This window comes from Devosia indica, assembly GCF_003056405.1.
In the GTDB taxonomy this organism is placed as follows: Bacteria; Pseudomonadota; Alphaproteobacteria; order Rhizobiales; family Devosiaceae; genus Devosia; species Devosia indica.
The window spans coordinates 1-21,138 of the sequence record NZ_PYVZ01000010.1; the positions used below are offsets into that span (position 1 = coordinate 1).

21 protein-coding genes are annotated in these 21,138 nt (G+C 62.8%); 3 read left to right on the top strand and 18 right to left on the bottom strand.

The window, feature by feature from the left end; translation table 11 throughout:
* The first annotated feature begins 760 nt into the window (after nucleotides 1-760).
* Entirely contained in the window at nucleotides 761-976 is a 216-nt protein-coding gene (locus DDE76_RS10825) for a cold-shock protein (RefSeq protein WP_046103280.1), read from the top strand.
* Between the two features lie 110 nt (nucleotides 977-1,086).
* Here the strand turns inward: DDE76_RS10825 and DDE76_RS10830 are convergent, their stop codons facing one another.
* The 11 genes from DDE76_RS10830 to DDE76_RS10880 all read right to left on the bottom strand — a co-directional run bounded on the left by DDE76_RS10830 (nucleotide 1,087) and on the right by DDE76_RS10880 (nucleotide 12,269).
* Nucleotides 1,087-1,461 carry a DUF1850 domain-containing protein gene (locus DDE76_RS10830; RefSeq protein ID WP_104891705.1) on the bottom strand — a complete coding sequence of 125 codons (375 nt, stop codon included), beginning with the start codon at nucleotides 1,459-1,461 and terminating at the stop codon, nucleotides 1,087-1,089.
* On the bottom strand, nucleotides 1,458-3,578 hold the full coding sequence (locus tag DDE76_RS10835; protein ID WP_104891706.1) for a TRAP transporter permease: 2,121 nt from the start codon (nucleotides 3,576-3,578) through the stop codon (nucleotides 1,458-1,460). The genes DDE76_RS10830 and DDE76_RS10835 overlap by 4 nt, the downstream gene beginning before the upstream one ends.
* A 66-nt stretch (nucleotides 3,579-3,644) precedes the next feature.
* Entirely contained in the window at nucleotides 3,645-4,598 is a 954-nt protein-coding gene (locus tag DDE76_RS10840; RefSeq protein WP_104891707.1) for a TAXI family TRAP transporter solute-binding subunit, read from the bottom strand.
* 141 nt (nucleotides 4,599-4,739) lie between these two features.
* The gene (locus tag DDE76_RS10845) at nucleotides 4,740-6,074 is read right to left on the bottom strand and encodes a sigma-54-dependent transcriptional regulator (RefSeq protein WP_104891708.1); all 1,335 of its coding nucleotides are present in this window, start codon (nucleotides 6,072-6,074) and stop codon (nucleotides 4,740-4,742) included.
* The gene (locus DDE76_RS10850; protein ID WP_104891709.1) at nucleotides 6,071-7,804 is read right to left on the bottom strand and encodes an ATP-binding protein; all 1,734 of its coding nucleotides are present in this window, start codon (nucleotides 7,802-7,804) and stop codon (nucleotides 6,071-6,073) included. The genes DDE76_RS10845 and DDE76_RS10850 overlap by 4 nt, the downstream gene beginning before the upstream one ends.
* Nucleotides 7,805-8,009: 205 nt before the next feature.
* Complete coding sequence (locus DDE76_RS10855) at nucleotides 8,010-9,767, bottom strand: SulP family inorganic anion transporter (RefSeq protein ID WP_104891710.1); 1,758 nt, start codon at nucleotides 9,765-9,767, stop codon at nucleotides 8,010-8,012.
* Nucleotides 9,768-9,825: 58 nt separating this feature from the next.
* Nucleotides 9,826-10,152 carry a protein tyrosine phosphatase family protein gene (locus tag DDE76_RS10860; RefSeq protein ID WP_104891711.1) on the bottom strand — a complete coding sequence of 109 codons (327 nt, stop codon included), beginning with the start codon at nucleotides 10,150-10,152 and terminating at the stop codon, nucleotides 9,826-9,828.
* Nucleotides 10,153-10,267: 115 nt separating this feature from the next.
* Nucleotides 10,268-11,161 carry an MBL fold metallo-hydrolase gene (locus DDE76_RS10865; RefSeq protein ID WP_104891712.1) on the bottom strand — a complete coding sequence of 298 codons (894 nt, stop codon included), beginning with the start codon at nucleotides 11,159-11,161 and terminating at the stop codon, nucleotides 10,268-10,270.
* 21 nt (nucleotides 11,162-11,182) lie between these two features.
* Nucleotides 11,183-11,623, bottom strand: a complete 441-nt coding sequence (locus tag DDE76_RS10870; protein WP_104891713.1) for a YeeE/YedE family protein — start codon at nucleotides 11,621-11,623, stop codon at nucleotides 11,183-11,185.
* Nucleotides 11,623-12,051, bottom strand: a complete 429-nt coding sequence (locus DDE76_RS10875) for a YeeE/YedE family protein (protein ID WP_104891714.1) — start codon at nucleotides 12,049-12,051, stop codon at nucleotides 11,623-11,625. Before DDE76_RS10875 ends, DDE76_RS10870 begins: the two co-directional genes overlap by 1 nt.
* Nucleotides 12,051-12,269, bottom strand: a complete 219-nt coding sequence (locus tag DDE76_RS10880) for a YgaP family membrane protein (RefSeq protein ID WP_104891715.1) — start codon at nucleotides 12,267-12,269, stop codon at nucleotides 12,051-12,053. Before DDE76_RS10880 ends, DDE76_RS10875 begins: the two co-directional genes overlap by 1 nt.
* 77 nt (nucleotides 12,270-12,346) lie before the next feature.
* On the opposite strand from DDE76_RS10880, the gene DDE76_RS10885 reads away from it, so the two are divergent.
* Complete coding sequence (locus tag DDE76_RS10885; protein ID WP_104891716.1) at nucleotides 12,347-12,652, top strand: ArsR/SmtB family transcription factor; 306 nt, start codon at nucleotides 12,347-12,349, stop codon at nucleotides 12,650-12,652.
* A gap of 52 nt (nucleotides 12,653-12,704) precedes the next feature.
* On the opposite strand, the gene DDE76_RS10890 is transcribed toward DDE76_RS10885, so the two are convergent.
* The 6 genes from DDE76_RS10890 to DDE76_RS10915 all read right to left on the bottom strand — a co-directional run bounded on the left by DDE76_RS10890 (nucleotide 12,705) and on the right by DDE76_RS10915 (nucleotide 19,120).
* On the bottom strand, nucleotides 12,705-13,784 hold the full coding sequence (locus DDE76_RS10890; RefSeq protein ID WP_104891717.1) for an ABC transporter ATP-binding protein: 1,080 nt from the start codon (nucleotides 13,782-13,784) through the stop codon (nucleotides 12,705-12,707).
* A 16-nt stretch (nucleotides 13,785-13,800) separates the two neighbouring features.
* Nucleotides 13,801-14,625, bottom strand: coding sequence for a carbohydrate ABC transporter permease (locus tag DDE76_RS10895; protein ID WP_104891718.1), 825 nt, complete (start codon nucleotides 14,623-14,625; stop codon nucleotides 13,801-13,803).
* Entirely contained in the window at nucleotides 14,622-15,473 is an 852-nt protein-coding gene (locus DDE76_RS10900; protein WP_104891719.1) for a carbohydrate ABC transporter permease, read from the bottom strand. The genes DDE76_RS10895 and DDE76_RS10900 overlap by 4 nt, the downstream gene beginning before the upstream one ends.
* A 123-nt stretch (nucleotides 15,474-15,596) precedes the next feature.
* Nucleotides 15,597-16,901 (bottom strand): ABC transporter substrate-binding protein, encoded by a 1,305-nt coding sequence (locus tag DDE76_RS10905; RefSeq protein WP_198650893.1) that lies wholly within the window; start codon nucleotides 16,899-16,901, stop codon nucleotides 15,597-15,599.
* A gap of 108 nt (nucleotides 16,902-17,009) precedes the next feature.
* Nucleotides 17,010-18,167, bottom strand: a complete 1,158-nt coding sequence (locus DDE76_RS10910; RefSeq protein WP_104891721.1) for a serine hydrolase domain-containing protein — start codon at nucleotides 18,165-18,167, stop codon at nucleotides 17,010-17,012.
* A complete protein-coding gene (locus DDE76_RS10915; RefSeq protein ID WP_198650894.1) occupies nucleotides 18,164-19,120 on the bottom strand; it encodes a glycoside hydrolase family protein in 957 nt (318 codons plus the stop codon). Before DDE76_RS10915 ends, DDE76_RS10910 begins: the two co-directional genes overlap by 4 nt.
* Before the next feature lie 161 nt (nucleotides 19,121-19,281).
* Here DDE76_RS10915 and DDE76_RS10920 point away from each other — a divergent pair, with 161 nt between their 5' ends.
* Entirely contained in the window at nucleotides 19,282-20,334 is a 1,053-nt protein-coding gene (locus DDE76_RS10920; RefSeq protein WP_104891722.1) for a LacI family DNA-binding transcriptional regulator, read from the top strand.
* 21 nt (nucleotides 20,335-20,355) lie between these two features.
* On the opposite strand, the gene DDE76_RS10925 is transcribed toward DDE76_RS10920, so the two are convergent.
* Entirely contained in the window at nucleotides 20,356-21,123 is a 768-nt protein-coding gene (locus DDE76_RS10925) for a carbohydrate ABC transporter permease (protein WP_245891890.1), read from the bottom strand.
* Between the last annotated feature and the right edge of the window lie 15 nt (nucleotides 21,124-21,138).

Consider the following 21,138-nt stretch of genomic DNA (forward strand, 5'->3'; position numbering starts at 1 on the left):
GCTCGCTGGGATGGTCACCCAGTCAGACGTCGTTGCCGCGCTTTTTAGGGTCAATCAGTCCGAATTGGCACTGTCAGCCTGAAGCACCCGAAGATTGCAGCCATTTGCTTTGTTCGACCAGTTGAACATTAAGGGAGGGCGGCTTGGGGACGCGGCTATGAGGTGTGTGGTGGGACTTTAGTTGGACAGCTAGGGCAGAGTGAATCAGCCTCTGCCCGACGTCTGTTTCAAGCTGGCCAGCCTGACGGACTGTTTGGCCGTTTGGACCGTACCGGCGAGCACATCAAGAAACGAGCCATCTTCAGTATGTCCGCGATCTGCATCCCCGCGCCCAAAACCGGACCGTCCGCAAGCCACCCCTTTCCTGCCAGCGCTCAAGTAACGTGGAAGCGGGGCGGAGGATGGTGTTCTAGCTGGCCAGCCAGCGGAACGCCCGGCGCAGGACCGCCTGCCCGTCTTTGGCGATCAGCGGGCCATATGTGCACGCATCGCGGTAAACGCATTGCTGGGCAGCGGCAGGAGTCGGTGCGGTTTCGGGTCGCAGACAGGCCAATCTGGAAAATGGCGAGATTGGTCTTGTTGTCGACATGATTTGATGCGAAAAGACCGACATACGTTTTCAGCCCAAGTCGGCTGCCTCTAGCCGGTTCATTCCGGTCCTTGGCTCACGATCTATTTTGCGAACGTTTGTAGGCCCCTTTGCATGTTGCGGGGGGAAACGCTCGTTTCGCTTCGGCTCCGAGCTTTAAGGAAAATTCAAATGGCTACCATCAACGGCACCGTCAAATTCTTCAACACCACCAAGGGCTTTGGTTTCATCACCCCGGATAACGGCGGCAAGGACCACTTCGTCCACATTTCGGCTGTGCAGAATTCTGGCGTCGATGGCCTGTATGAGAACGACAAGCTCACCTATGAAGTCGAGACCGGTCGCGACGGCCGCGAGTCCGCCATCAACCTCGTGCTGCAGAAGTAAGAGCAGCATTATTGATGCGAAAGGCCACCTACGGGTGGCCTTTTTTTATGGCTGCGCGGGGTGACAGCCGCGAAGGGACGGCACTCGTCGGCAACTGCTCACCGACACGCTCAGTCGGCCGCGCATTGCTCGGAAACCCAAATCCTGATCGGATCTGCCGACACGGTCCCCAGCTCCAGGCAGGTCTCCCCGGCGCAAAGGGTCCAGGGTGAAGCGGTAACGCCAGATGCCGCGAGAGTAAGCTTCTCCACCGGCGCGAGGTCAGGCGTATAGACCCAGCTTTCGCCTTGCCGGACCGCATTGTCAGGAAGGTCGATCCCGGCGCCGGATCCCTCCACACTTGCTTGCACGACCCTTAGGGCGCCCCCCTCGACAATCCAGTTTTCGGACCAGACGGTCTTTTCGACCGAATGGGTCCAGTTGAGCGAAAAAGCGGTCGCCGCAAGCACGATGAGCTTCCCGCTTGCGGCGATACACAGGCTCATGCCGGCAGGTCCCCGACACTTGGACGCTCCTTGCGCAGCCGCCAGACCTGCAAACCGACAAGGGCAAGTCCCAGGGCGAAGCCGATTTCGTCGGTCAGCGGCAGGGCCAGGATCAGCGTTATGCCGGCGGCAAGGAAGGCAATGCGTTCCAGCACGCCGGCCCGAACGAAGAGGAAGCCGATCAGGCCAACGCCGGTCAGCCCGATACCCACACAGGCCTTGAAGATCACATAGGCGACCTCCACCGGGTAGCCAAACGCGTCAGCCATCCAGCCACCGTCCTGCAGCATCAGGGACGGCGTGAACACAGCCATGAAGGGGATCACAAACCCTGCCGCCGCCAGCTTGATGGCATTGAGCGAGATCTTGAGCCCGCTCGACTTGGCGATGGGGGCTGCCGCAAAGCAGGCCAAGGCGACCGGCGGGGTGAGGTCAGCCATGATGCCGAAATAGAAGACGAACATATGGCTGACCAGCAGGGGCACGCCCAGCTCAAGCAAGGCCGGCCCCGCCAGCGAGGAGGTGATGATGTAGTTGGGGATGGTGGGAATGCCCATGCCCAGTACCAGGCAGGTCAGCATGGTCAGGACGAGCGAGAGGAAGAGATTGCTTTCCCCGATGCTGATGATGGCGCTGATGAAGGTGGAGGCAATGCCGGTGAGCGTCAGGGTGCCGATCACCACGCCCACCACCGCACAGGCCACGCCCACCGGCAGGGCATTGCGCGCGCCCTGGGCCAGCGCATCGCGGCAGATGACCAGGGTTTCCCGGCCGCCCTTCAAGAAGGCGCAGGCCACGATCAATCCAAGGATCACGGCAAACAGCAGATTGACACCCACCCAGGCGAATGAGGCGGCTGCCAGACCCAGCGCGATCCAGAACACCACGCGGAAGGCCATTGGGCCGATACGGGCCGCCAGCGGCGTGCCCAGGATCAGCACCACGACCAGCGCCAGACCCATCGTGCCGGCAAACACGGGCGTATAGCCCGCCAGGAGCAGATAGATCAGCGCAGCAAGAGGCAGGATCAAGGGCCATTGTTCCTTGACCGCCTGCCAGGGATTGGGAAGCTTGTCCTTGGGCAGACCCTTGAGCCCGAGCCTTCCGGCTTCCAGGCGCACCATCCAGAAACAGACGGCAAAGTAGAGCAAGGCCGGCACAATGGCAGCCTGTACGATCGCGGCATAAGGAACGTTGAGCGTTTCGGCCATGATGAAGGCCACGGCGCCCATGACGGGCGGCATGATCTGCCCGCCCATCGAGGCAGTGGCCTCGACACCGCCGGCAAAGGCAGGACGGTAGCCGAAGCGTTTCATCAGCGGGATGGTGAACTGCCCGGAGGCCACGACATTGGCGACGCCGGAGCCGGAAATGGTCCCCATGAGCGCCGAGGACAGGACCGCCACCTGCGCCGGGCCGCCCCGCGTGCCGCCGACCAGGCCGAGGGCGAAGTCGTTGAAGAGCTTGAGCATGCCCGCACGTTCGAGAAAGGCGGCAAAGACCACGAAAATGAAGATATAGGCGGCCGACACATAGATCGGCGTGCCGTAAATGCCTTCGGTGCCGAAGCCGAAATGCTCCACGATCAGTTCGAAATCGTAGCCACGATGGATCAGCGGCGCGGGCAGGTGTTGCCCGAAAAAGCAATAGGCGAGAAAAATGCCCGCGATAAGGGCGAGCGGCCATCCCAGGATACGGCGCGCCGCTTCAAAAACGAGCACGACGGCAGACGTGCCGACAACCAGGTCCCAAGTGGTCAGGAAGCCGGTGCGGCGGATCAGGTCCGCATAGAAAACCCAATTGTAGATGCCGGTGAGAAATCCGGCGATGCCCAATGCCCAGAAAAAAGCCTTGGCCGGTGCCGTCTTGGCCACCAGATTGGCCACCAGACCAAAGGTCAACAGGAGCAGGAAGCCCACATGCATGGCACGCACCACCTGGCTCGGCAGGGCGCCATAGGCGGCGGTCCAGAGCGTAAACAGGGCAAAGGCAATGGCCGTGCCAAAGGCGATGCTGCCCGAAATGCCCGGGCCGAAGCCCGGCGGCAGGCCCTCGGAAAAATCCTCATCGGATTGATGGGCCAGGGTGTCGGCCCCAATGTCACCGGGTTGGGTCATAGGTCTCTTTCCTCCCAGAAGAGCAAGGTGTGGGCCCGCCGACGTGCGTGGCGGGCCCTGTGGGCACTATTGAATAATGCCTTGTTCGCGGTAGTAGCGCTCGGCACCCGGATGCAGCGGAATGGGCAGTCCCTTGATCGCGGCGTTGATGTCGATGCTTTCAGCAGCGCTGTGCGCTGCCCGCATGCGGTCGAGATTTTCGAAGAGCAGCTTGGTCATCTGGTAGGCGGTTTCCTCGCTCACGCCCTCATGGGACACCAGGACATTGCCGATGGCCGCGGTGGGCACATCTTCATCCTGGCCGCTATAGGTGCCGGCCGGAATGATTGCCGGAACATAGGGGTCGCCGATCTGCACGACCGTCTCGGCCGGAATGGCCACGATGTTGATCTCGTGGGTGGCGGTCAGATCCTGAATGAAGGCCACGCCCAGTCCTGCGGACTGCAGGGTGGATTCGAGCTGACGGTTCTTGATCAGCTCGGCAGATTCCGCATAGGGCAGGTATTCAACGCGTCCAAGATCTTCGTAGCTGAGGCCTGCGGCCTGGAAGATGGCACGGGCATTGAGTTCGGTGCCCGAGGCAGGCGCGCCCACTGACATGGATTTGCCCGGCAAGTCTTCGAGCGTGACGATGCCGGACTGCGCATCGGCAACGATCTGCACATAGTTTGGATAGATGGCCGCAATGGCCCGCAGGCCTTCGAGGCGTTGCGGGAAGCCAGCTTCTGCATTGCCTGCCCAGGCCAAGGCCACTGAGTCACCAAGGGCGAAGGCGATCTCCCCGCGCCCCTGGGCCAGAAGGTTGAGGTTTTCGACCGAAGCCTTGGTCGATTGCACCTGGGTGCGCGAGCCTTCGATCCCGTCGCCGTAGATTTCGCTGAGCGCAACGCCAAGCGGGTAATAGACGCCCGATGTGCCACCGGTCAGGACGTTGATGAATTCCTGGCCATGAACGGCTGGCGTGGCAAGGGCGGTGCAAAGCAGGGCTGCCGCGCCCAGGCGCGTCATCATATTCGTCATCGATTTCCTCCCAATAGGTTTGGTGGTCGCCGGTCATTGCGGCGTACCACCCAGATAAGAGCAAGCCCCGTGCCAAGCCGGCAGCCTTGAAAGTATTGCTCTTTCTGAGCGCACCCGGGCGGAAACATGCCAGCGGCGCTGTTAGCCTGGCGAAGTTTCGCCAAGCTCCGGCTCGGGGCGAAGTCCGTATTTGGCGATTTTCTCGTTGAGCGTGCGGCGCGGCACACCCAGGCGCTCGGCGGCCTCGGCTGTGGCGCCCCCGGTTGCCTCAAGCGTGGCGGCAATGACCCTGGCCTCATAGGCGGCCACCAGTTCGGGAAGGTTCCCCGGCACCGCCGGCTGCAGGGCCGGAGCCTCGAGCCCGATCACCGCACGCTCGGCATAGGATTTGAGTTCGCGCACATTGCCCGGCCAGCGCTGCTGCGACAGGTCCAGACTGAGATCCGGCGGCAATTCCTTGAAGCCAAGACCGTATCGCTCGGCCGCGCGGCGCGCAAAGACGGCGTAGAGCAGCGGAATATCCTCGGGCCGGTCGCGCAGTGGAGGAAGCGGCAGGTCAATGGTGGACAATCGGAAGTAAAGATCGGACCGGAAGCGTCCGGCCTCGCTTTCTGCCTTGAGATCAACCTTGGTCGCGGCGATGAAACGGACATCAACCGGAACTTGCCGGTTGGACCCGATCGGCTCGACCATGCGCTCCTGGATGATCCGCAGCACCTTGGCCTGTAGCGCAAGGGGCATGGATTCGATCTCGTCGAGGAACACCGTTCCCCCTGCAGCATGGGCGATGCGGCCCTGCCGCGAAGTCTGTGCACCCGTAAAGGCGCCCCGCTCATGCCCGAAGATTTCGCTTTCGAAAATCGTCTCCGGGACGGCCGCGCAGTTGATGGCTACGAACGGCCCGGCGCGGCGGTGGCCGAAATCATGAAGTGCGCGGGCAACAACTTCCTTGCCCGTGCCGGTCTCGCCAGTGATCAGGACGTCCACGTCGATGTCCGCCAGACGCTGCACCGAACGACGAACGGTTGCCATGACGGGCGAAATGCCAATCAGCCTGGCATCCAGATCCTCGGCCCCGCGCTGCAGGCGCTGGATTTCCCGCTTCAGCCGCCGCCGTTCGACGCCATTGTCGAGAATGGAGACCAGTTGTTCGGCATCATAGGGCTTCTCGAGGAAATGGTAGGCACCGGCCTGAATGGCCTCCACCGCCAAGGGCACATCTGCATGACCGGTCAGCAGCACCACGGGCAGGTCCGGGTCGCGCTCGCGGATATCGCGCAGCAGGTCCAGGCCGGAAAGACCGGGCATACGCATATCCGAAACCATGCAATCGCAGGCTGCGCTGTCTAAGCTGCGCAGTGCCTGTCTTGGATCCGTGAAGACCTCGACCTCAAAACCGCTGGCATCGAGCCAGTCTGCCGCGGCGGCACACAGATCCGGCTCATCATCGACAAATACGATCCGGCCGCGCGTCATTTTGCTGGCTCTAGCCTGGACTGCCGGGTCGCCAGCGGCAGGGAAACCGTGGCGCATGTCCCGCCGCCCGGCGCCGATGAAAAGGCCAGAGTTCCTTTGTAATCTTCAAGAATTGCCCGGGAGATGGAGAGGCCCAGGCCCAGACCCTCGCCGGTAGCCTTGGTGGTGAAGAACGGTTCCGTGATCTGGTCGGCAATGTCGTCGGGGATGCCGGGGCCGGCGTCACAAAATTCCACCAACGCCATATCTCCGGACTGCCGCAGCCTGACGGAGACTTGGGAGTTGCCCATGCTGGCCGTCGCATCAATGGCGTTGATCAGAAGATTGATGAAGACCTGCTCGATGCGCACTGCATTCACGGCCGCCATGATCGCCGTGTCCACGCTTTCCAGCACGGCTGTGACGCCCCGCTCCCTGGCCCGCGGCGCGACGATGTCGAGTGCTTCGGCAATGGACTGCTCAAGGGCGATGGGCTCGCTGGGCAGGCTTTTGGCGCGCGAGGAAAAGGTCCTGAGGTTCTTGATGGTGCGCTGCATTCTCTTGAGGAGATCGCGGCCGGCCTGAATGGAGGCCGTGGACTGTTCGGTGTTCTGGTTGCGGGCATGCAGGCTGGCCGCCGCAAGCGTGTTGTCCAGCGCCGAGAGAGGCTGGCTCACCTCGTGGACGATGGCGGCCGACATGCGTCCCAAAGCGGCCAGCTTGGCTGCATGGATCAGACTATCCTGGGTATGGCGCAATTCTTCTTCCGCGCGCTTTCGCTCTTCGACCTCACGGGCCAGTGCACCGGTGCGTTCGGCAACGCGACGCTCCAACACCGTATTCTGCTCAAGCTTCCAGCGGGTTAGCTGCCGCCGCTGGTAGCCATAGAGCCCCAGCAGCAGGCAGACGAGGGTCAGGAGACCCACCACCCCGGCCACCAATTGCGCCTGATCCCGAACGGGCGCCGAGGGCAAGGCGCTGAATAATCGCCACCCCTTTGGGGCGATCAGGGCGGTGCTCATCGCCAGGCGCGGCAGCCCCTCCTGGCTCACGGATGTCAGACCTGACGTCTCAAGCGCGTCGACCAAGGGGACACGGGAAAACACGTCATTGCCGTCATAGCGGCGCTCTGCCTGGATCCGGGACGTATCGGTCTGATCGAGGGTATAGAGTGGGCGATAGCGCCAATTGGGCACACCGCTCAAAAACACGATGCCCGCGCTGTCGGCTACGCCCGTCATTTCACCCGCCTCTGCCCAGACGCGTTCGAGCGGGGACATGTCGACCTTGACGACCGCCACGCCAAGCGGCCCGTCCGGCCCATCGATGCGGCTGGAGAGGAAATAGCCCGGCACGCCAGTGGTCACGCCCACCGCGTAATAGGCGCCCCGACCCCGCTCGAGCGCATCGGTAAAATAGGGGCGAAAATCGTAATTGTGCCCCACAAAGGAGCTTGGCGTGGCCCAGTTCGACGCAGCCAGCGTCAATCCATTCCGGTCAATCAGATAGACGACATCGGCCTGGGCATGCTCGGCGACGCTGGTCAGATAGGCATTGACCTGGTCCACGCGGTCTGCGGAGGGCTGGGCCAGAAGCCCGAGCACGCGGTTATCCTCGCCCAGCACCTGGGGGAGATAAGCGAAGCGCTCGATTTCGCTTTCAACGGCCCGCTGCGACAAGGTGAGCCGGTCGCGCAACTGCCCTGCGAGCCGATCCATCCCGGCCTCGTGGGCCAGAAGATAGGCAGCCATGGCAAGGCCGCATACCAGGACGGCGCCCGCAAGGCCAAGATGCCATCTCACTCTGCGCTGCACCGCCACCCTGCCTCCCTCGCAGGTGCATGTTTGCTTGCCTGCAGGGCTAACCTAGCGCCAAAGCGCCGGCCACGTCATCTCCCGCAAGTGCACAAAGTTCGGGTCAGCCCTGGCACCATCCGCCTGCAGCTTGAGGGGCAGCTTACTGGGCGGCACGCAGGGCAGGATCGGTTGGGGGCGCGGAAGGGTCGCGCGCAGCCAGAATGGCCGTGATTGCCTGATGCTGGCTCAGATGCACGCTGCCCGAGAGATGGGCCAGGAAATCGGTGTGCTTGAGCTTGTCCATGACCGGACCCTTGACCTCGGAGAGGTGCAGGCGGACGCCGAGATCAGCCAGGCGATGTTCGATGGCTTCCAGGCTTTCGAGGGCGGACATGTCGATTGTGTTCACGGCCGAACACATCAGCACGACGTCGGTGAGGCCGGGATTGGCGGTGGCCTGGTTGATGACCAGGTCCTCAAGGTAACGTGTATTGGCGAAATAGAGGCTTTCATCGACACGGATGGACAGGACGCCCGGCACGGTATCGACCTGGTGGCGCTTGATGTTGCGATAGTGCTCGGTGCCCGGCACCTGGCCGACAATGGCGGCGTGCGGCTGGGACGAGCGATAAAGGAAGATGAGGATGGAGGCCCCGACGCCAAGCGAAATGCCGACCTCAACGCCCAGCAGCAGCGTGCCGGCAAGGGTAAAGGCGACGGCCGCGAAATCGGCCTTAGAATAGGACCAGGCGCGCTTGAGGATCGAGAAATCCACCAGGGTCAGGACGGCGATGACGATGGTTGCCGACAGGGTCGCCTTGGGGAGGATGGCGAGGAACGGGGTGAGCAGCAGGGTTGCCGCGGCAATGCCGATGGCGGTGAAGGCTCCGGCGGCCGGGGTTGCCGCGCCGGCGTCGAAATTGACCACGGAGCGGGCGAAGCCACCAGTGACCGGATAGCCGCCACCCAGGCCAGCGGCGATGTTCGAGGCGCCCAGACCAATCAGTTCCTGGTTGGGCGAGATGCGTTCGCGGCGCTTGGCGGCCAGGGTCTGGGCGACTGAGATGGATTCGACAAAGCCGACAATCGAGATAATCAGCGCGGGCACGGCCAATTGCTGGATGGTGTCGAGGTTGAAGCCGGGCAAGGACAGCATGGGCAGGCCCTGCGGCACCTGGCCCACCAGGGACACGCCTTTGGCACCCAGATCCATGCCGACCGACCAGGCCATGGTGAGGAAGACCACCAGCACCGGACCGGCGCGGACGATGATGGTGGCAACGCCCTTGGGCACGCCAAAGCGGGCCAGCCAGTTCTTGAGGTCAAGCCGGATCCAGAGCAGCAGGGCGACCGCCACCACGCCAACGGCCAAGGTGTAGACATTGACCTGACCGATATTGCCCAGGATCGACATCACCAGTTCGGGCATGGCGTGCCCTTCGGTTCTGATGCCGAGGAGGCCACCAATCTGGGAGGTGGCAATGATGATACCCGAGGCGGTGATGAAGCCGGAGATGACAGGGTGGGACAGGAAATTGGCGATAAAGCCAAGCCGGAAAAGCCCCATCAGCGTCAGCATGACGCCCGAGAGCAGGGCCAGGATGATGGCGGCACTGGCATAGTCTGCCGAGCCCTCGGCGGCCAGGCGGCCAACCGCCGTCGCCGTCATCAGGGACACCACGGCAACCGGCCCGACCGCCAGCGCCGATGAGGTGCCGAAAATGGCATAGGCGATCAGCGGCAGGATGGACGCATAAAGACCCACCTCGGGCGGCAGGCCGGCCAGAAGGGCATAGGCCAGCGATTGCGGGATCAACATGATGGTGACGATGATCGCGGCAATCAGATCGCTGGTCAGGGTCTGGCGATTGTAGCGGCTGCCCCAGTCGAGGATCGGGAAGTAGGTCTTGATGTTCATGGTCGGTCCGGTTGCCCACGACCCGCCGTCAGGCGGGCAAGGGCCGATGCAAGGAGGTTCAGCGGGTCAGCGTGGCATAGAGGCTGCCCGCGCGGGCGCCGGAGCGGCAGTAACCGAGAACGGGCTTGGGCATGTTCTCCCAGGCGTCGTGAAAGCGAATGATCTGGCCTTCGCCCAGAGGGCCCGAGACCGGGATATGGACGATCTGGATGCCCTCGGCCTCGGCGGCGCGGGCGACCTCGTCAAAGCTGGGCTGGCCGAATTCCTCATTGTCGGGGCGGGCGCAGACAATGGACTTGTAGCCGGCCTCGGAGACGGCCTTGACCTGCTCGGGTGTGATCTGGCCGGTTACGGAAAAATTGTCGTCAAGCTTGCGGACATTCATGGTGTTGGCTCGTGATTTGAAAAAGGGAAACATGGGGTGACATCCTGGGGTGTGCCCCTCCCCCCGGTTGCGGTCGGGAGGAGGAGCCGGCCTGCGCGCAGTTTTGGGGGTGCGCCTACAGACCGTTGAGGGGGACCTTGAGGAAGCTCTTGCCACTCTCGTCCTTGGGGGGAAGCTGGCCGGCGCGCATGTTGACCTGCAGCGAAGGGATGATCAGCTTGGGCATGGCCAGGGTGGCGTCGCGCTCTTCGCGCATCTTGACGAAGGTGTCCTCGTCCGTGCCCTTGCCGACATGGATGTTGTGGTCGATCTCGTCGCCGACGCTGGTTTCCCACTGGATATCCCGGCCGTTCGGACCATAGTCGTGGCACATGAACAGGCGCGTCTCACGCGGCAGGGCCAGCACCCGCTGGATCGAGCGGTAGAGGGTGCGCGCGTCGCCACCGGGGAAGTCGGCGCGGGCCGAGCCGCCATCGGGCATGAACAGGGTGTCGCCGACAAAAGCGGCATCGCCCACCACATGGGTCATGCAGGCGGGGGTGTGCCCCGGCGTGTGCATGACATAGGCGGTCAGGCCGCCAATCTGGTAGCTGTCGCCATCGGTGAACAGGCGGTCGAACTGGCTGCCATCGCGCTGGAATTCAGTGCCTTCATTGAAGATCTTGCCAAAGGTGTCCTGGACGATGGTGATGTTCTCGCCAATGCCCAGCTTACCGCCCAGCCTGGACTGGATATAGGGCGCAGCCGAGAGGTGGTCGGCATGGACATGGGTTTCGATCAACCATTCGAGCTTGAGATTGTTCTGCTCGATGAAGGCGATGATCTTGTCGGCGCCATCATAGGTGATGCGGCCGGCGGCGTAGTCGATGTCCATGACCGAGTCGATGACGGCACAGGATGCCGAATTGGGATCCTTGACGACATAGGAGATGGTGTTGGTCGGCGCATCGAAGAAGGCGGTGACCTCCGGCTTGACCGAGAGATCGGGGGTGAACGGAATGGTGCTCATGACGAACTCCTTGAGTTGAACTCACGCGTTTTGCGTGGCGCGCTGTTCGAGCGCGACGCGGATGGTGCGGGCGGCGAAGATGCCGGCGAGCATGGCGCCAACAAAGGCCCAGGCGGAGACTTCACCCAGTCCCAGGGCCGGAATGGCGCCGCCGGGGCAGAAGCCGGAAATGCCCCAGCCGATGCCAAAGACTGCGGAACCGCCGAGCAGTGGCAGGTCGAGCTTGCGGCTGGTGGGCAGGTGGAACCGGGCCTCGAGAACGGGCTTGTCGCGCTTGAGAACGAACCGATAGCCGATGGCCGTCACCAGCAATGCACCGCCCATGACGAAGGCCAGGGAGGGATCCCAGGTTCCTGCCAGATCGAAGAAATTGAGAACCTTGGCGGGATTGGCCATGCCCGAGAGGGCAATGCCGGCGCCGAAGACGAGGCCGATCATGCCGGCGAGAAGTGTGCGCTGCATCAGAAGCCCCCGAGGAGATGGCGAATGACAAAGACAGTGAGGAAGGCCGCGACCATGAAGGTGGCGGTGGCGGCCAGCGAGCGTGGCGAGAGACGCGCCATGCCGCAGACGCCGTGGCCCGAGGTGCAGCCGGAGCTGAAATAGACACCGCCGCCCACAATCAAGCCGCTGATGATGACCCAGGGCATGGGCACGGGGCTTTGATAGCCAATGGCGGTTTCGGACACGCCCAGAATGAGTATGGGCGCCACAATAGCGCCTGCGACAAAGGCTGCGCGCCAGGCCCAATCACTGGACATGGGCGGCAACAGGCCGGACAATATGCCGGTCATGCCGGCGATGCGGCCGTGAAAGGCCATGAGAAGAACGGCAGACAAGCCGATCAGGGCGCCGCCGAACAGCGACGCCACTGGGGTAAACTCAGTCATCAATGGGAAACCTTGCGGGTTGAGAGACCAAAAAGGGCATAGAGCGGACAGAAGCGCACCAGGGCGGTGACGATCAAAACGGCACCAATGATCACGGCACCCCATTGCAAAACGGGGGACGCAGCGAGCGGCAGGGCCGGTACAAAGGCCAGGACGACAAGCAGGAGGCCCAGAATGATTCGAGCGATACGGTCGGCAGACCCAAGATTGATGCGCATCTCAAACTCCTTGAAAACCGCCCGAAAAAGAGCGATAAGTCCTTTAGACGAATATTCGTATATACGAGATCTCTAATATGATCAAGATGGAAATGGAGAAGATGGAGCAGAATGCCGAACGGGCATCCCAGCTCCTGACGGCGATGGCCAATCCGAAGCGGCTGCTGATCCTGTGCAACCTGCTCGACAAGGAGCTCAATGTCAGTGATCTGGCCGAGCGCGTCGATCTGGGCCAGTCTCCGCTGTCCCAGCATCTGTCCAAATTGCGCGCCTGGGGCCTGGTCAGCACGCGTCGCGAGGGCCAGCAGATCAACTATACGCTGGCGTCAAATGATGTGCGCCGGGTGCTGGTGACGCTCTACGATATTTATTGCGCCTGCTAGCGCCTGCGCGAGCCGGTTGCCCTGTGGGCGGGGCAACCGGCGCGTCGGGGGATCAGGCTGTCAGCCGCTGGCCATCTTCGCCAAAGAGCAGCAGGTCGGCCTGACCAAAGCCGAGCGCAATGTGCTGCCTGGGCTCGATCTGCTCCTGGCCGGCCAGAGCCGCAGTGATTTCCTGCCCGGAGGGCAGTGCAAGACGCACCAGGGTTTCGTTGCCAAGCCGCTCCACAAGCCGCACCTCGCCGGTGACCGGACCCGCAGGATCGCGCGCCAGGGCATGGGGCCGCAGACCAACAGAGACCTTGCCACCAACAGGCAAGCCTTCAGGCGCCGGACACCAGGCCAGACCACCTCCGGCCATTTCAGTCTGCAGCACCGGACCATCTGCCCCCGCCACCACCGCAGCCTGCAAGATGTTCATCTTGGGCGAGCCTATGAAGCCGGCGACGAAGAGATTGGCTGGGTTGTTATAGAGCTCAAGAGGCGAACCGACCTGCTGGACCATGCCGGCATCGAGCACGACGATCTTGTCGGCCAGGGTCATTGCTTCGATCTGATCGTGGGTGACGTAGATCATGGTGGCGCCCAGGTCGTTATGGAGCCGGGCCAGTTCCATGCGCATGTCGCCGCGCAGGGCAGCATCCAGATTGGAAAGCGGTTCGTCGAACAAGAACACATCGGGTTCGCGCACAATGGCACGGCCGATGGCGACGCGCTGGCGCTGGCCGCCGGAGAGCTGGGCCGGGCGGCGATCGAGCAGATGCTCCATCTGCAGCACTTTGGCGGCATCGCGGATTTTGGCATCGCGAACCGCCTTGGGGGTGCCGGCCAGTTTGAGGCCGAAGCCCACATTGTCGTAAACGCTCATATGCGGATAGAGCGCGTAGGACTGGAACACCATGGCCACGCCACGATCACGCGGCTCGACATCGTTGACCACGCGGTCGCCGATGGAGACTTCACCACCGGTGATGTCCTCAAGCCCGGCGATCATGCGCAGCAGGGTGGATTTGCCACAACCCGAGGGGCCGACAAAGACCACAAATTCGCCATGGGCGATATCGAGATCGACGCCCTTGATGACCGGCACGTCGCCGTAGTTCTTGCGGACAGACCGCAGAGTGAGACCTGACATTTTTGGTGGACTCCTGTTAGCCCTTCACCGCGCCCTGCATGAGGGCAGCGACGAACTGGCGCTGGAAGACGAGGAACAACGCCACGGTCGGCGCCAGAATGAGAAGCGAGCCGGCACAGAGCAACGGAATATCGGTGCCCCACTGCCCCTGGAAGGCGCCCAGGGCACCAGCCATGGTGCGCTGCATCGGGTCCTGCACCAACACGACCGGCAGCAGGAACTGGTTCCAGGTCCAGAGGAACAGCAGGATGGTCAGCGACATGATGGCCGGACGCGCCAGGGGCACCTGCACGAGCCAGAATTCCTTCCAGCGGGTTGCGCCGTCGAGCTGGGCGGCTTCGGTCAGGTCGTGGGGCACGTTGAGGAAGTGCGCACGCATCCAATAGACCGAGAAGGGCATGTAGAGCCCGATCAGCGGCAAGATGATTGCAAAGCGCGTGTTGAGCAGGCCGAGCGCCCGCACCTCGTAGTAAAGCGGGGTGATGACGGCTTCGAAGGGCAGCGTGAGGCCGAACACGAAGACCAGGTAAAGCCATTTGTATCTGTTGCTCGTGAGCTTGGCCAAGCCATAGCCGGCCATGGTGGCAATCAGCACGGAAACAGGCACCACGCCGAGCACGATCAGGGTGCTCGAGAGCAGCAACTGATCCATCCTGGCCACTTCGAAAGCGCGGACGAAATTGCCCCATTGCGGGTCGGCCGGCCATTGCAGGCCATTGGGATAGGTGCCCTGCGGCGCCAATGCGGCCGAGAGCATGGACAGGAACGGCAGGAGCGTGACGATCATCAGAACGATGATCAGACCGCGGGCGATCAGGGAATTGGGGGATGCGGTCTTCATTTCTTGTCCCGCGTGAACCACTGCACCGGAGCGATGGAGATCAGCACCAGAACCATCAGCACAATGGCCAGCGCCGAGGCGAGGCCGACCTGCCGGTGGGCGAAGGCCAGGCGATAGATTTCAAGGCCGGGCACGGTGGTGGTGATCCCCGGCCCGCCCTGGGTGGAGATATAGACGATGTCGAAACTGGCGAGCGCAGCGATCACGGTCACGGTGATGCACACGCCGATCTCCTGGCGCAGGCCCGGCAGGGTGATGTAGCGGAATTCATGCCAGGGACGCGCGCCATCGAGCCGGGCGGCTTCATAAAGGCTGGGGTCGATCTTAGTGATGCCGGTGACCAGCAGCATGGTGCATAGCCCCAGCAGCACCCAGGCGCCGATAATGCCGACGGCAGGCAGCGCCCAGACAAAATCGCCGAGCCAGCCGCGGGCCCAGCTTGAAAGGCCAATGGCCTTCAGGGTCTGGTTGACCAGGCCCGTGGAGGCAAACATCCAGCTCCAGGCGATACCGGCGGCAACCAGCGGAATGACCTGGGGCAGGAAGAGAACCGTGCGCGTGATGGTGCCGAAGCGTCCGGCCATGTGGCTGCGAATGGCAGCGGCCACGGCCAGCCCGAGCAGTACCGGGATCAGCGTGAAATAGAGGACGAGCTGAAAGGCGTTGCCGATGATCTGCAACAGATCGCTGTCGGTCAGCACGGTCACGTAATTGCTCAGCCCGTAGAACTGCGCCTCGCCGATGCCATCCCAGCGCAGGAGGGAATAGTAGATGCTCATGCAGAGCGGAGCGAGCACGAAGGCTGCATAGGCAATGAAGGCCGGCGCGACGAAGAGCCAGGCCGCCATCCGCGTCTTGCGGCTCCCCCGAGATGGGGGGAGCCGCACTGGTTTTGGCTGAGCGTCCGGAGGGGACGTCTTGATATCAGTCATGTTTCATTCCGGCCCGCTCAGGGGCGTTGGGGCCCAGACTTAGCGGGAAAGCTGGGTCTCGTATTCTTCCTGAACGGCTTCAAGCAGGCCTTCGGGGGTCTGCTGTCCGCCCACCATCTTCTGCAATTCGGGGGTCCAGCCCGCAGCGAAGATGGCACCGGTCGCATTGGCGATAAAGTCCATGGCACCATTGTCCTCGGCCAGGATCTGGCCAGCGGCCAGCGAGGCTTCGGTCACCGAGCCGGGTTCAACGGCAGGCATGGGCAGATCGGTCGGACCACCGGGGTTGGAACCACCGACGGCGACGTTGATCTTGCGGGCCTCTTCATTGGTGGCAACCCAATCGAGGAAGAAGGCGGCACAATCCGGGTTTGCCGCGTTGGCGGCAATGCCGAAGGTCAGCGGGGCGGACATGGTGGCGTGACGGCCATCTTCTTCCACGCTGGGCATGATGAAGAAGCCGAACTTGCCGGCGGCGTTGGCGTCGAGATTGCCCGACTCCCAGTCGCCGTTGAACATGAACAGACCCTCGCCGCCGATATAGCGGCTCATCATCTGGAAATATTCGATGGCGTTGGCGTCGGAGGGGAAATAGCCCGCCTTGATCCAGCCATCGAGATGCTGGGCCGCCTCGAGATTGTCGGGCGTATTGATGGTCGCGCCGTCCTTCTGGAAGATCCAGTCATTGATGGGCTCGGGTGCCCCATAGGCGCCCATCAGGTTCTGCAGCGGGAAGGCCAGGCCTGCGGTGCCCTTGTTCCACTGCATGATCGGCTGGATGCCGGCTTCCTTGGCGGCGGCCATGAGCGCATCAAGCTCTGCCAGGGTCTGGGGCGGCTCGGTCATGCCGAGCTGGGCGGCCAGCTCCTTGTTGTAGAAGACGCCGGTCATGGAATAGTTCAGGCCCATCGCATAGAGCGAACCGGTACCGCGCGGACGGCCACCCTCTTCAACGCGCAACTGCACCAATTGGCCGGCGGGGAATGCGTCCCAGCCGAATTCGGTGAAGTAGGTGTCGAGATTGAGCAGCAGGTCGTTGGCTACCAGATCGGTCAGCGAGGGCAGACGGATCAGGTCGGGCGCATTGGCCTCGGACAGGATGCGCGGCGAGTTCTCCATCATGTTGGCGAACTGGTCTTCCTTGATGTCGAAGGTGACATTGGGGAACTGCCTGGTGAACTCTTCGGCCAGCCGCGTGGGCAGCGGGAAGCCGGTTTCGAAATAGGAATTGAGCACGACCGGCTCAGTGCCGCAGCTTGGTGCGGCCAAGGCCGTTCCGGCCGTTGCGGCAACGCTGAGGCTCAGGGCGGCAATGCGAAGTGCGTGGCGGGTTGTGTTTCTCACGACTACCTCCTCCAGGGTAAGACTGCAGTGGATGTTTCCGTCTGCTAAATGGATTTAGCGCATGAGCACAAAGCGGAGTCAATATGGGCCTTGTACCCTGCGCGACGACTAGAGAACCTGACGCAGGGCCGAGATGATCCCGGTCGCGCGCTGGTCTTCCGGCCCCATCATCCAATTGGTGACGAAGCCGAAACCGATCTGGCGCGTGGGATCGGCAAAACCAACCTGCCCCCCTGCACCATCATGCCCGAAGCAGCCATCGCCCAGATAGCGCCGCGCTTCGGAATCAAGCTGGAAGCCATAGCCCCAGCGGGAATAAGGCGGATCGCCGCCAAACACCGAGACACCCTCGCTCTGGGTGCGGGTGGCGGTGGCGATCACCGCATCATCGATCAGGCGGATGCCCTTTGTGGGAACCACCGTGGCCGACCATATCATGGCCAATGCCTTGGCTGTGGCCACCCCGCCGGCGCCGGGAATTTCAGCGGCACGAATGCGCTGGCGGTTGAAGCCGCCCTCATCGGTGACAAGGTCGGCGGGCAGAGCATTGCCCAAGGTCATGGCCTTGTAGGGCCAGTTTGGGGCAGGCTTTCTGGCCTCATCGGCCCACAACGCGGAAAGCGGCGCGCTGACCTGAAGATGGGCGGGACGATCTGCCAAGGCGTCGGGGAGACCGATCCAGGCGTCCGCACCCAGGGGGCCAGTGATCACCTCACCGAACCAGGCGCCGGCCGACTTGCCGGTGACCCGGCGGACCAGTTCTCCGGTCAGCCAGCCATGGGTCAATGCGTGATAGGCGTAGCCAGTGCCGTTGGGCCATAGCGGCTCCTGTGCAGCCAGCACAGCCACCATGCGGTCCCAGTCGACAACGTCATCCTCGGTCAGGTTCTCGCGTGGGGCGGAGAGCCCGGCCCGATGCGCCAGCGCCTGACCGACCGTGATATCCGCCTTGCCGGCCTGGGCGAATTCGGGCCAGTAGCGGGCAACCGGGGCGTCGTAGTCGAGCAGCCCATCCTGCACGAGACGCGCGATCAGGATGGACATCAGCCCCTTGGTGCAGGAGAAAACGACCGAAGGGGTATCCTGGAGCCAGACGCGGCCTGTGCGCTCATCGGCAATACCGGCCCAGAGATCAATAACGCTGTGACCGCCAAGGGTGACGTGCAAGGCGCCGCCCATTGTGGGGCGCTCGGCAAATGCAGCCGCAAATGCGTCTGCGACAGGTTCGAAACCGGGCTCGACCGAGCCATGTACTTCAATCGTCATTGCGGGCTGACCTCAAGATAACCGTCGGCACCGGTGCTAATGGGGAGAGGGTCGCAAATGCCGCCTTCGAAGGCGCCATCCGCGGTGACATTGTTGAACGCCAGAAGCCAGGGCCTGCCCTGCCGGTCCTGTGCGATCCTGCCAGCGTAGAGCCGTTCGTCGACCAGCAGGCGGGCAGCGGCAAAGTCGACCCGTCCAGGCATTTCGCCCACCGGCAGGCTCCAGACCCCGCCCACGCCCCCTGCCCTGTGGCCGCACAGCTTGGCGGCGTCGCAACAGAAGACGATGTGGTTCTGGCCGTCGATCCTGATGATCTGGAACACTTCGAGATGGGCAAAGCCGGAACCGGATGCGCTCAGCGGCGGCTCGACCGACCAGTGAACGAGATCGGGAGACGTGGCATGGCCCATCACCCCACGATCAGGTTCCGTACCATCCTTGCCGCGGGCGGTGACCAGCATGTGCCAGCGCTGGTCCGACTGGCGCCAGAACACCCAAGGGTCGCGCCAGGCTTCTTCAGGCCAGGACGAGGCGCCCAGGGTTTCGTAGTAGCGCTCATCTGCGACGCAAATTTGGCCGGGTTGCTTGGTCCAGGCAAACAGGTCGGGCGAAGTGGCCACGCCGATTGATTCGATATTGGCGAAGCTGTCGGGGGCGAGAAAACGCGAGCCGGTGTAGAACATGCGCCAGAGCCCGTCGGGGCCGCGCACCACGCTGCCGGTCCAGGTGGCGCTGCCATCGAAGCTGCCAGGCGCGCCGGCGTCAAACACCTGGCCGTGATTGGTCCAGCTGCGCAGATCGGTCGAGCTGGCATGCCCAATGCGGGCATTGCGATGCCGCAAGTCGGGATTGCCCAGCGATTTGGGCGCATGCAGATAGAACATGTGGTAGTTCTCGCCATCGTCGGCGAGCCAGAAATCCCACACCCAATGATCCGGCAGATGGAATGCCACTCCTCAAGCCCCTTTCCGAGGTCTTTGCAAAACACGCCTGGATTGGTGCTTTGCTAAATCCATTTAGCACATGCTATGATGCGCATTGCTTGTCAAGCGGGGGTCGCATGGCTATCCAGTCGAAAAGCGATCAACCCGGCCGTTGAGGGGAACAGAAGGCGTTGGGAAAAAAGCGTGTAACACTGGCGGACGTGGCGCGTCTGGCCGGTTTGTCGACGACCGCGGCTTCGATGATCCTGACGGGCCGGCCGGACACACGTCTGTCGCCCGAGGCGCACAAGAAGGTGCACGACGCCGCTGCAAGCCTTGGCTACCGCCCAAACGTGGCAGCGCGCGCGCTACGCACGGACAAGTCACGTTCCATTGCCTTCATCTCCGACTATGTGGCGACCACACGCTTCGCGAGCGGCCTGATCCGGGGTGCCCTGTCGGCAGCCGAAGAGGCCAAGCATGTGATGCTGGTGCTCGAGACCGGGGGCGAACCGGCGCGGGAAATCCAGGCGGTGGAAACCGCTCTCGACCGGCAGGTGGATGGCCTGATCTTTGCGGCCATGCGCGCGCGTGAGGTGTTTGTACCGGACCTGGCGATCAATGTGCCCGTGGTGATGCTCAACGGCACCAGCGCACGCTTCCCCAATTCGGTGCTGCCGGGCGAATATGAGGGCGGACGCAAGGCCGTGGAACTGCTGGTGGGCAGCGGTATCGAGGAGGACATTGTCCTTCTCGGTCACAATGCGAAGCAGGAAGAGGGCCTGTTCCGGTCCGAAACGATCGCACGGCGATTCATGGGCATACGCGACGCAATGGCCGATGCAGGGCTGCAGTTTTCGGCCGAGTTGAGCTGCTGGAACTGGGAGCCCAATTTCGGTTACGAGCTGACGCGCAAGCTGCTCAAGAGCCGCCGCCCGCGGGCTCTATTGTGCCTCAATGACCGGCTGGCCTTCGGTGCCTACCAGGCGCTTGGTGAAGCCGGCCTCAAAATTCCAGAGGACGTCGCCCTGGTATCCTTCGACAATGACGAATTGGCCTCCTATCTGCGCCCCGGCCTGACGACCATTGGGCTGCCGCATGAAGATATGGGGCGCCGGGCCGTCGAACTGTTGCTGGGTCCGCAAGAGAACGCCCAGCCCGATCTGGTGCCGATGCCGGTCGTTGTCCGTGGCTCCTTGCCCGCAGCCTTGTCTGCGCAATCAGTCAAACCGCCCGCCACCTGAGGCAGCGAGCGGGCGCTGCCATCACCCCTTGACGCCTGCCGAGAGCATGATTGCCTGGGTCACCCGGCGCTGGAAGATGAGATAGAGCACTGCCACCGGCAGGCCCGCCATGACGGCCGAGGCCATTTGCCGCGCATAGACAATGCCATAGGCATCCTTGACCTGGGTGATGCCGACCGGGACTGTCATGGTCGCTTCGCCAGTTGCCGCCAGGAAGGGCCAGAGGAAGCTGTTCCAGGCGCCAATGAAGGTGATGATCGCCAGCGCGCTGGTAATGCCCCAGTTCATGGGGAGGTAGATGCGGAACAGCGTCTTGAAATGCCCGGCCCCGTCCATCTGCGCGGCTTCGCGGAACTCACGCGGCACATTGTCGAAGAACTGCTTGTAGACAATGATGGTCACCGGCACGATCAGTTGCGGCAGGATGATGCCCGCCCAGCTGTTGAGCAGCTTGAACTGCGCCATCAGCACGAAATGATTGATGATCAATGCCTGCATGGGGACCATGAAGCAGGCCAGGATCAGCACATAGATCAGCCGCCGGCCGGGAAAATCGAGTTGGCTGAGCGCATAGGCGCAGCCGGCCGAGGAGACGATGACGCCGGCGGTGATGAGTGCGGAGGTAACGAAGGAGTTGATGTACCAGATGCCGATATTGGTATTGGTCCAGATATGCTCATAGGCCTCGGTATTGATCCGCGAGGGCCACAGGGCAATGCCCGAGGCGATCACCTCGGTTTCGGATTTGAACGAGGTGACGACGGCCCAATAGACCGGGAAGATCGCCATCAGCGCAAAACCGAG

Bases quoted from the DNA above. Each gene is read 5' to 3' on its own strand.
- DDE76_RS10870 (WP_104891713.1), bottom strand. From the start codon at position 11,623: ATGCAGCGCACACTTCTCGCCGGCATGATCGGCCTCGTCTTCGGCGCC.
- DDE76_RS10925 (WP_245891890.1), bottom strand. From the start codon at position 21,123: ATGGCGATCTTCCCGGTCTATTGGGCCGTCGTCACCTCGTTCAAATCC.
- DDE76_RS10860 (WP_104891711.1), bottom strand. From the start codon at position 10,152: ATGAATGTCCGCAAGCTTGACGACAATTTTTCCGTAACCGGCCAGATC.
- DDE76_RS10890 (WP_104891717.1), bottom strand. From the start codon at position 13,784: ATGTCAGGTCTCACTCTGCGGTCTGTCCGCAAGAACTACGGCGACGTG.
- DDE76_RS10845 (WP_104891708.1), bottom strand. From the start codon at position 6,074: ATGACGCGCGGCCGGATCGTATTTGTCGATGATGAGCCGGATCTGTGT.
- DDE76_RS10875 (WP_104891714.1), bottom strand. From the start codon at position 12,051: ATGACTGAGTTTACCCCAGTGGCGTCGCTGTTCGGCGGCGCCCTGATC.
- DDE76_RS10910 (WP_104891721.1), bottom strand. From the start codon at position 18,167: ATGACGATTGAAGTACATGGCTCGGTCGAGCCCGGTTTCGAACCTGTC.
- DDE76_RS10895 (WP_104891718.1), bottom strand. From the start codon at position 14,625: ATGAAGACCGCATCCCCCAATTCCCTGATCGCCCGCGGTCTGATCATC.
- DDE76_RS10830 (WP_104891705.1), bottom strand. From the start codon at position 1,461: ATGAGCCTGTGTATCGCCGCAAGCGGGAAGCTCATCGTGCTTGCGGCG.
- DDE76_RS10850 (WP_104891709.1), bottom strand. From the start codon at position 7,804: ATGGCTGCCTATCTTCTGGCCCACGAGGCCGGGATGGATCGGCTCGCA.
- DDE76_RS10840 (WP_104891707.1), bottom strand. From the start codon at position 4,598: ATGACGAATATGATGACGCGCCTGGGCGCGGCAGCCCTGCTTTGCACC.
- DDE76_RS10885 (WP_104891716.1), top strand. From the start codon at position 12,347: ATGATCAAGATGGAAATGGAGAAGATGGAGCAGAATGCCGAACGGGCA.
- DDE76_RS10865 (WP_104891712.1), bottom strand. From the start codon at position 11,161: ATGAGCACCATTCCGTTCACCCCCGATCTCTCGGTCAAGCCGGAGGTC.
- DDE76_RS10825 (WP_046103280.1), top strand. From the start codon at position 761: ATGGCTACCATCAACGGCACCGTCAAATTCTTCAACACCACCAAGGGC.
- DDE76_RS10855 (WP_104891710.1), bottom strand. From the start codon at position 9,767: ATGAACATCAAGACCTACTTCCCGATCCTCGACTGGGGCAGCCGCTAC.
- DDE76_RS10880 (WP_104891715.1), bottom strand. From the start codon at position 12,269: ATGCGCATCAATCTTGGGTCTGCCGACCGTATCGCTCGAATCATTCTG.
- DDE76_RS10835 (WP_104891706.1), bottom strand. From the start codon at position 3,578: ATGACCCAACCCGGTGACATTGGGGCCGACACCCTGGCCCATCAATCC.
- DDE76_RS10900 (WP_104891719.1), bottom strand. From the start codon at position 15,473: ATGGCGGCCTGGCTCTTCGTCGCGCCGGCCTTCATTGCCTATGCAGCC.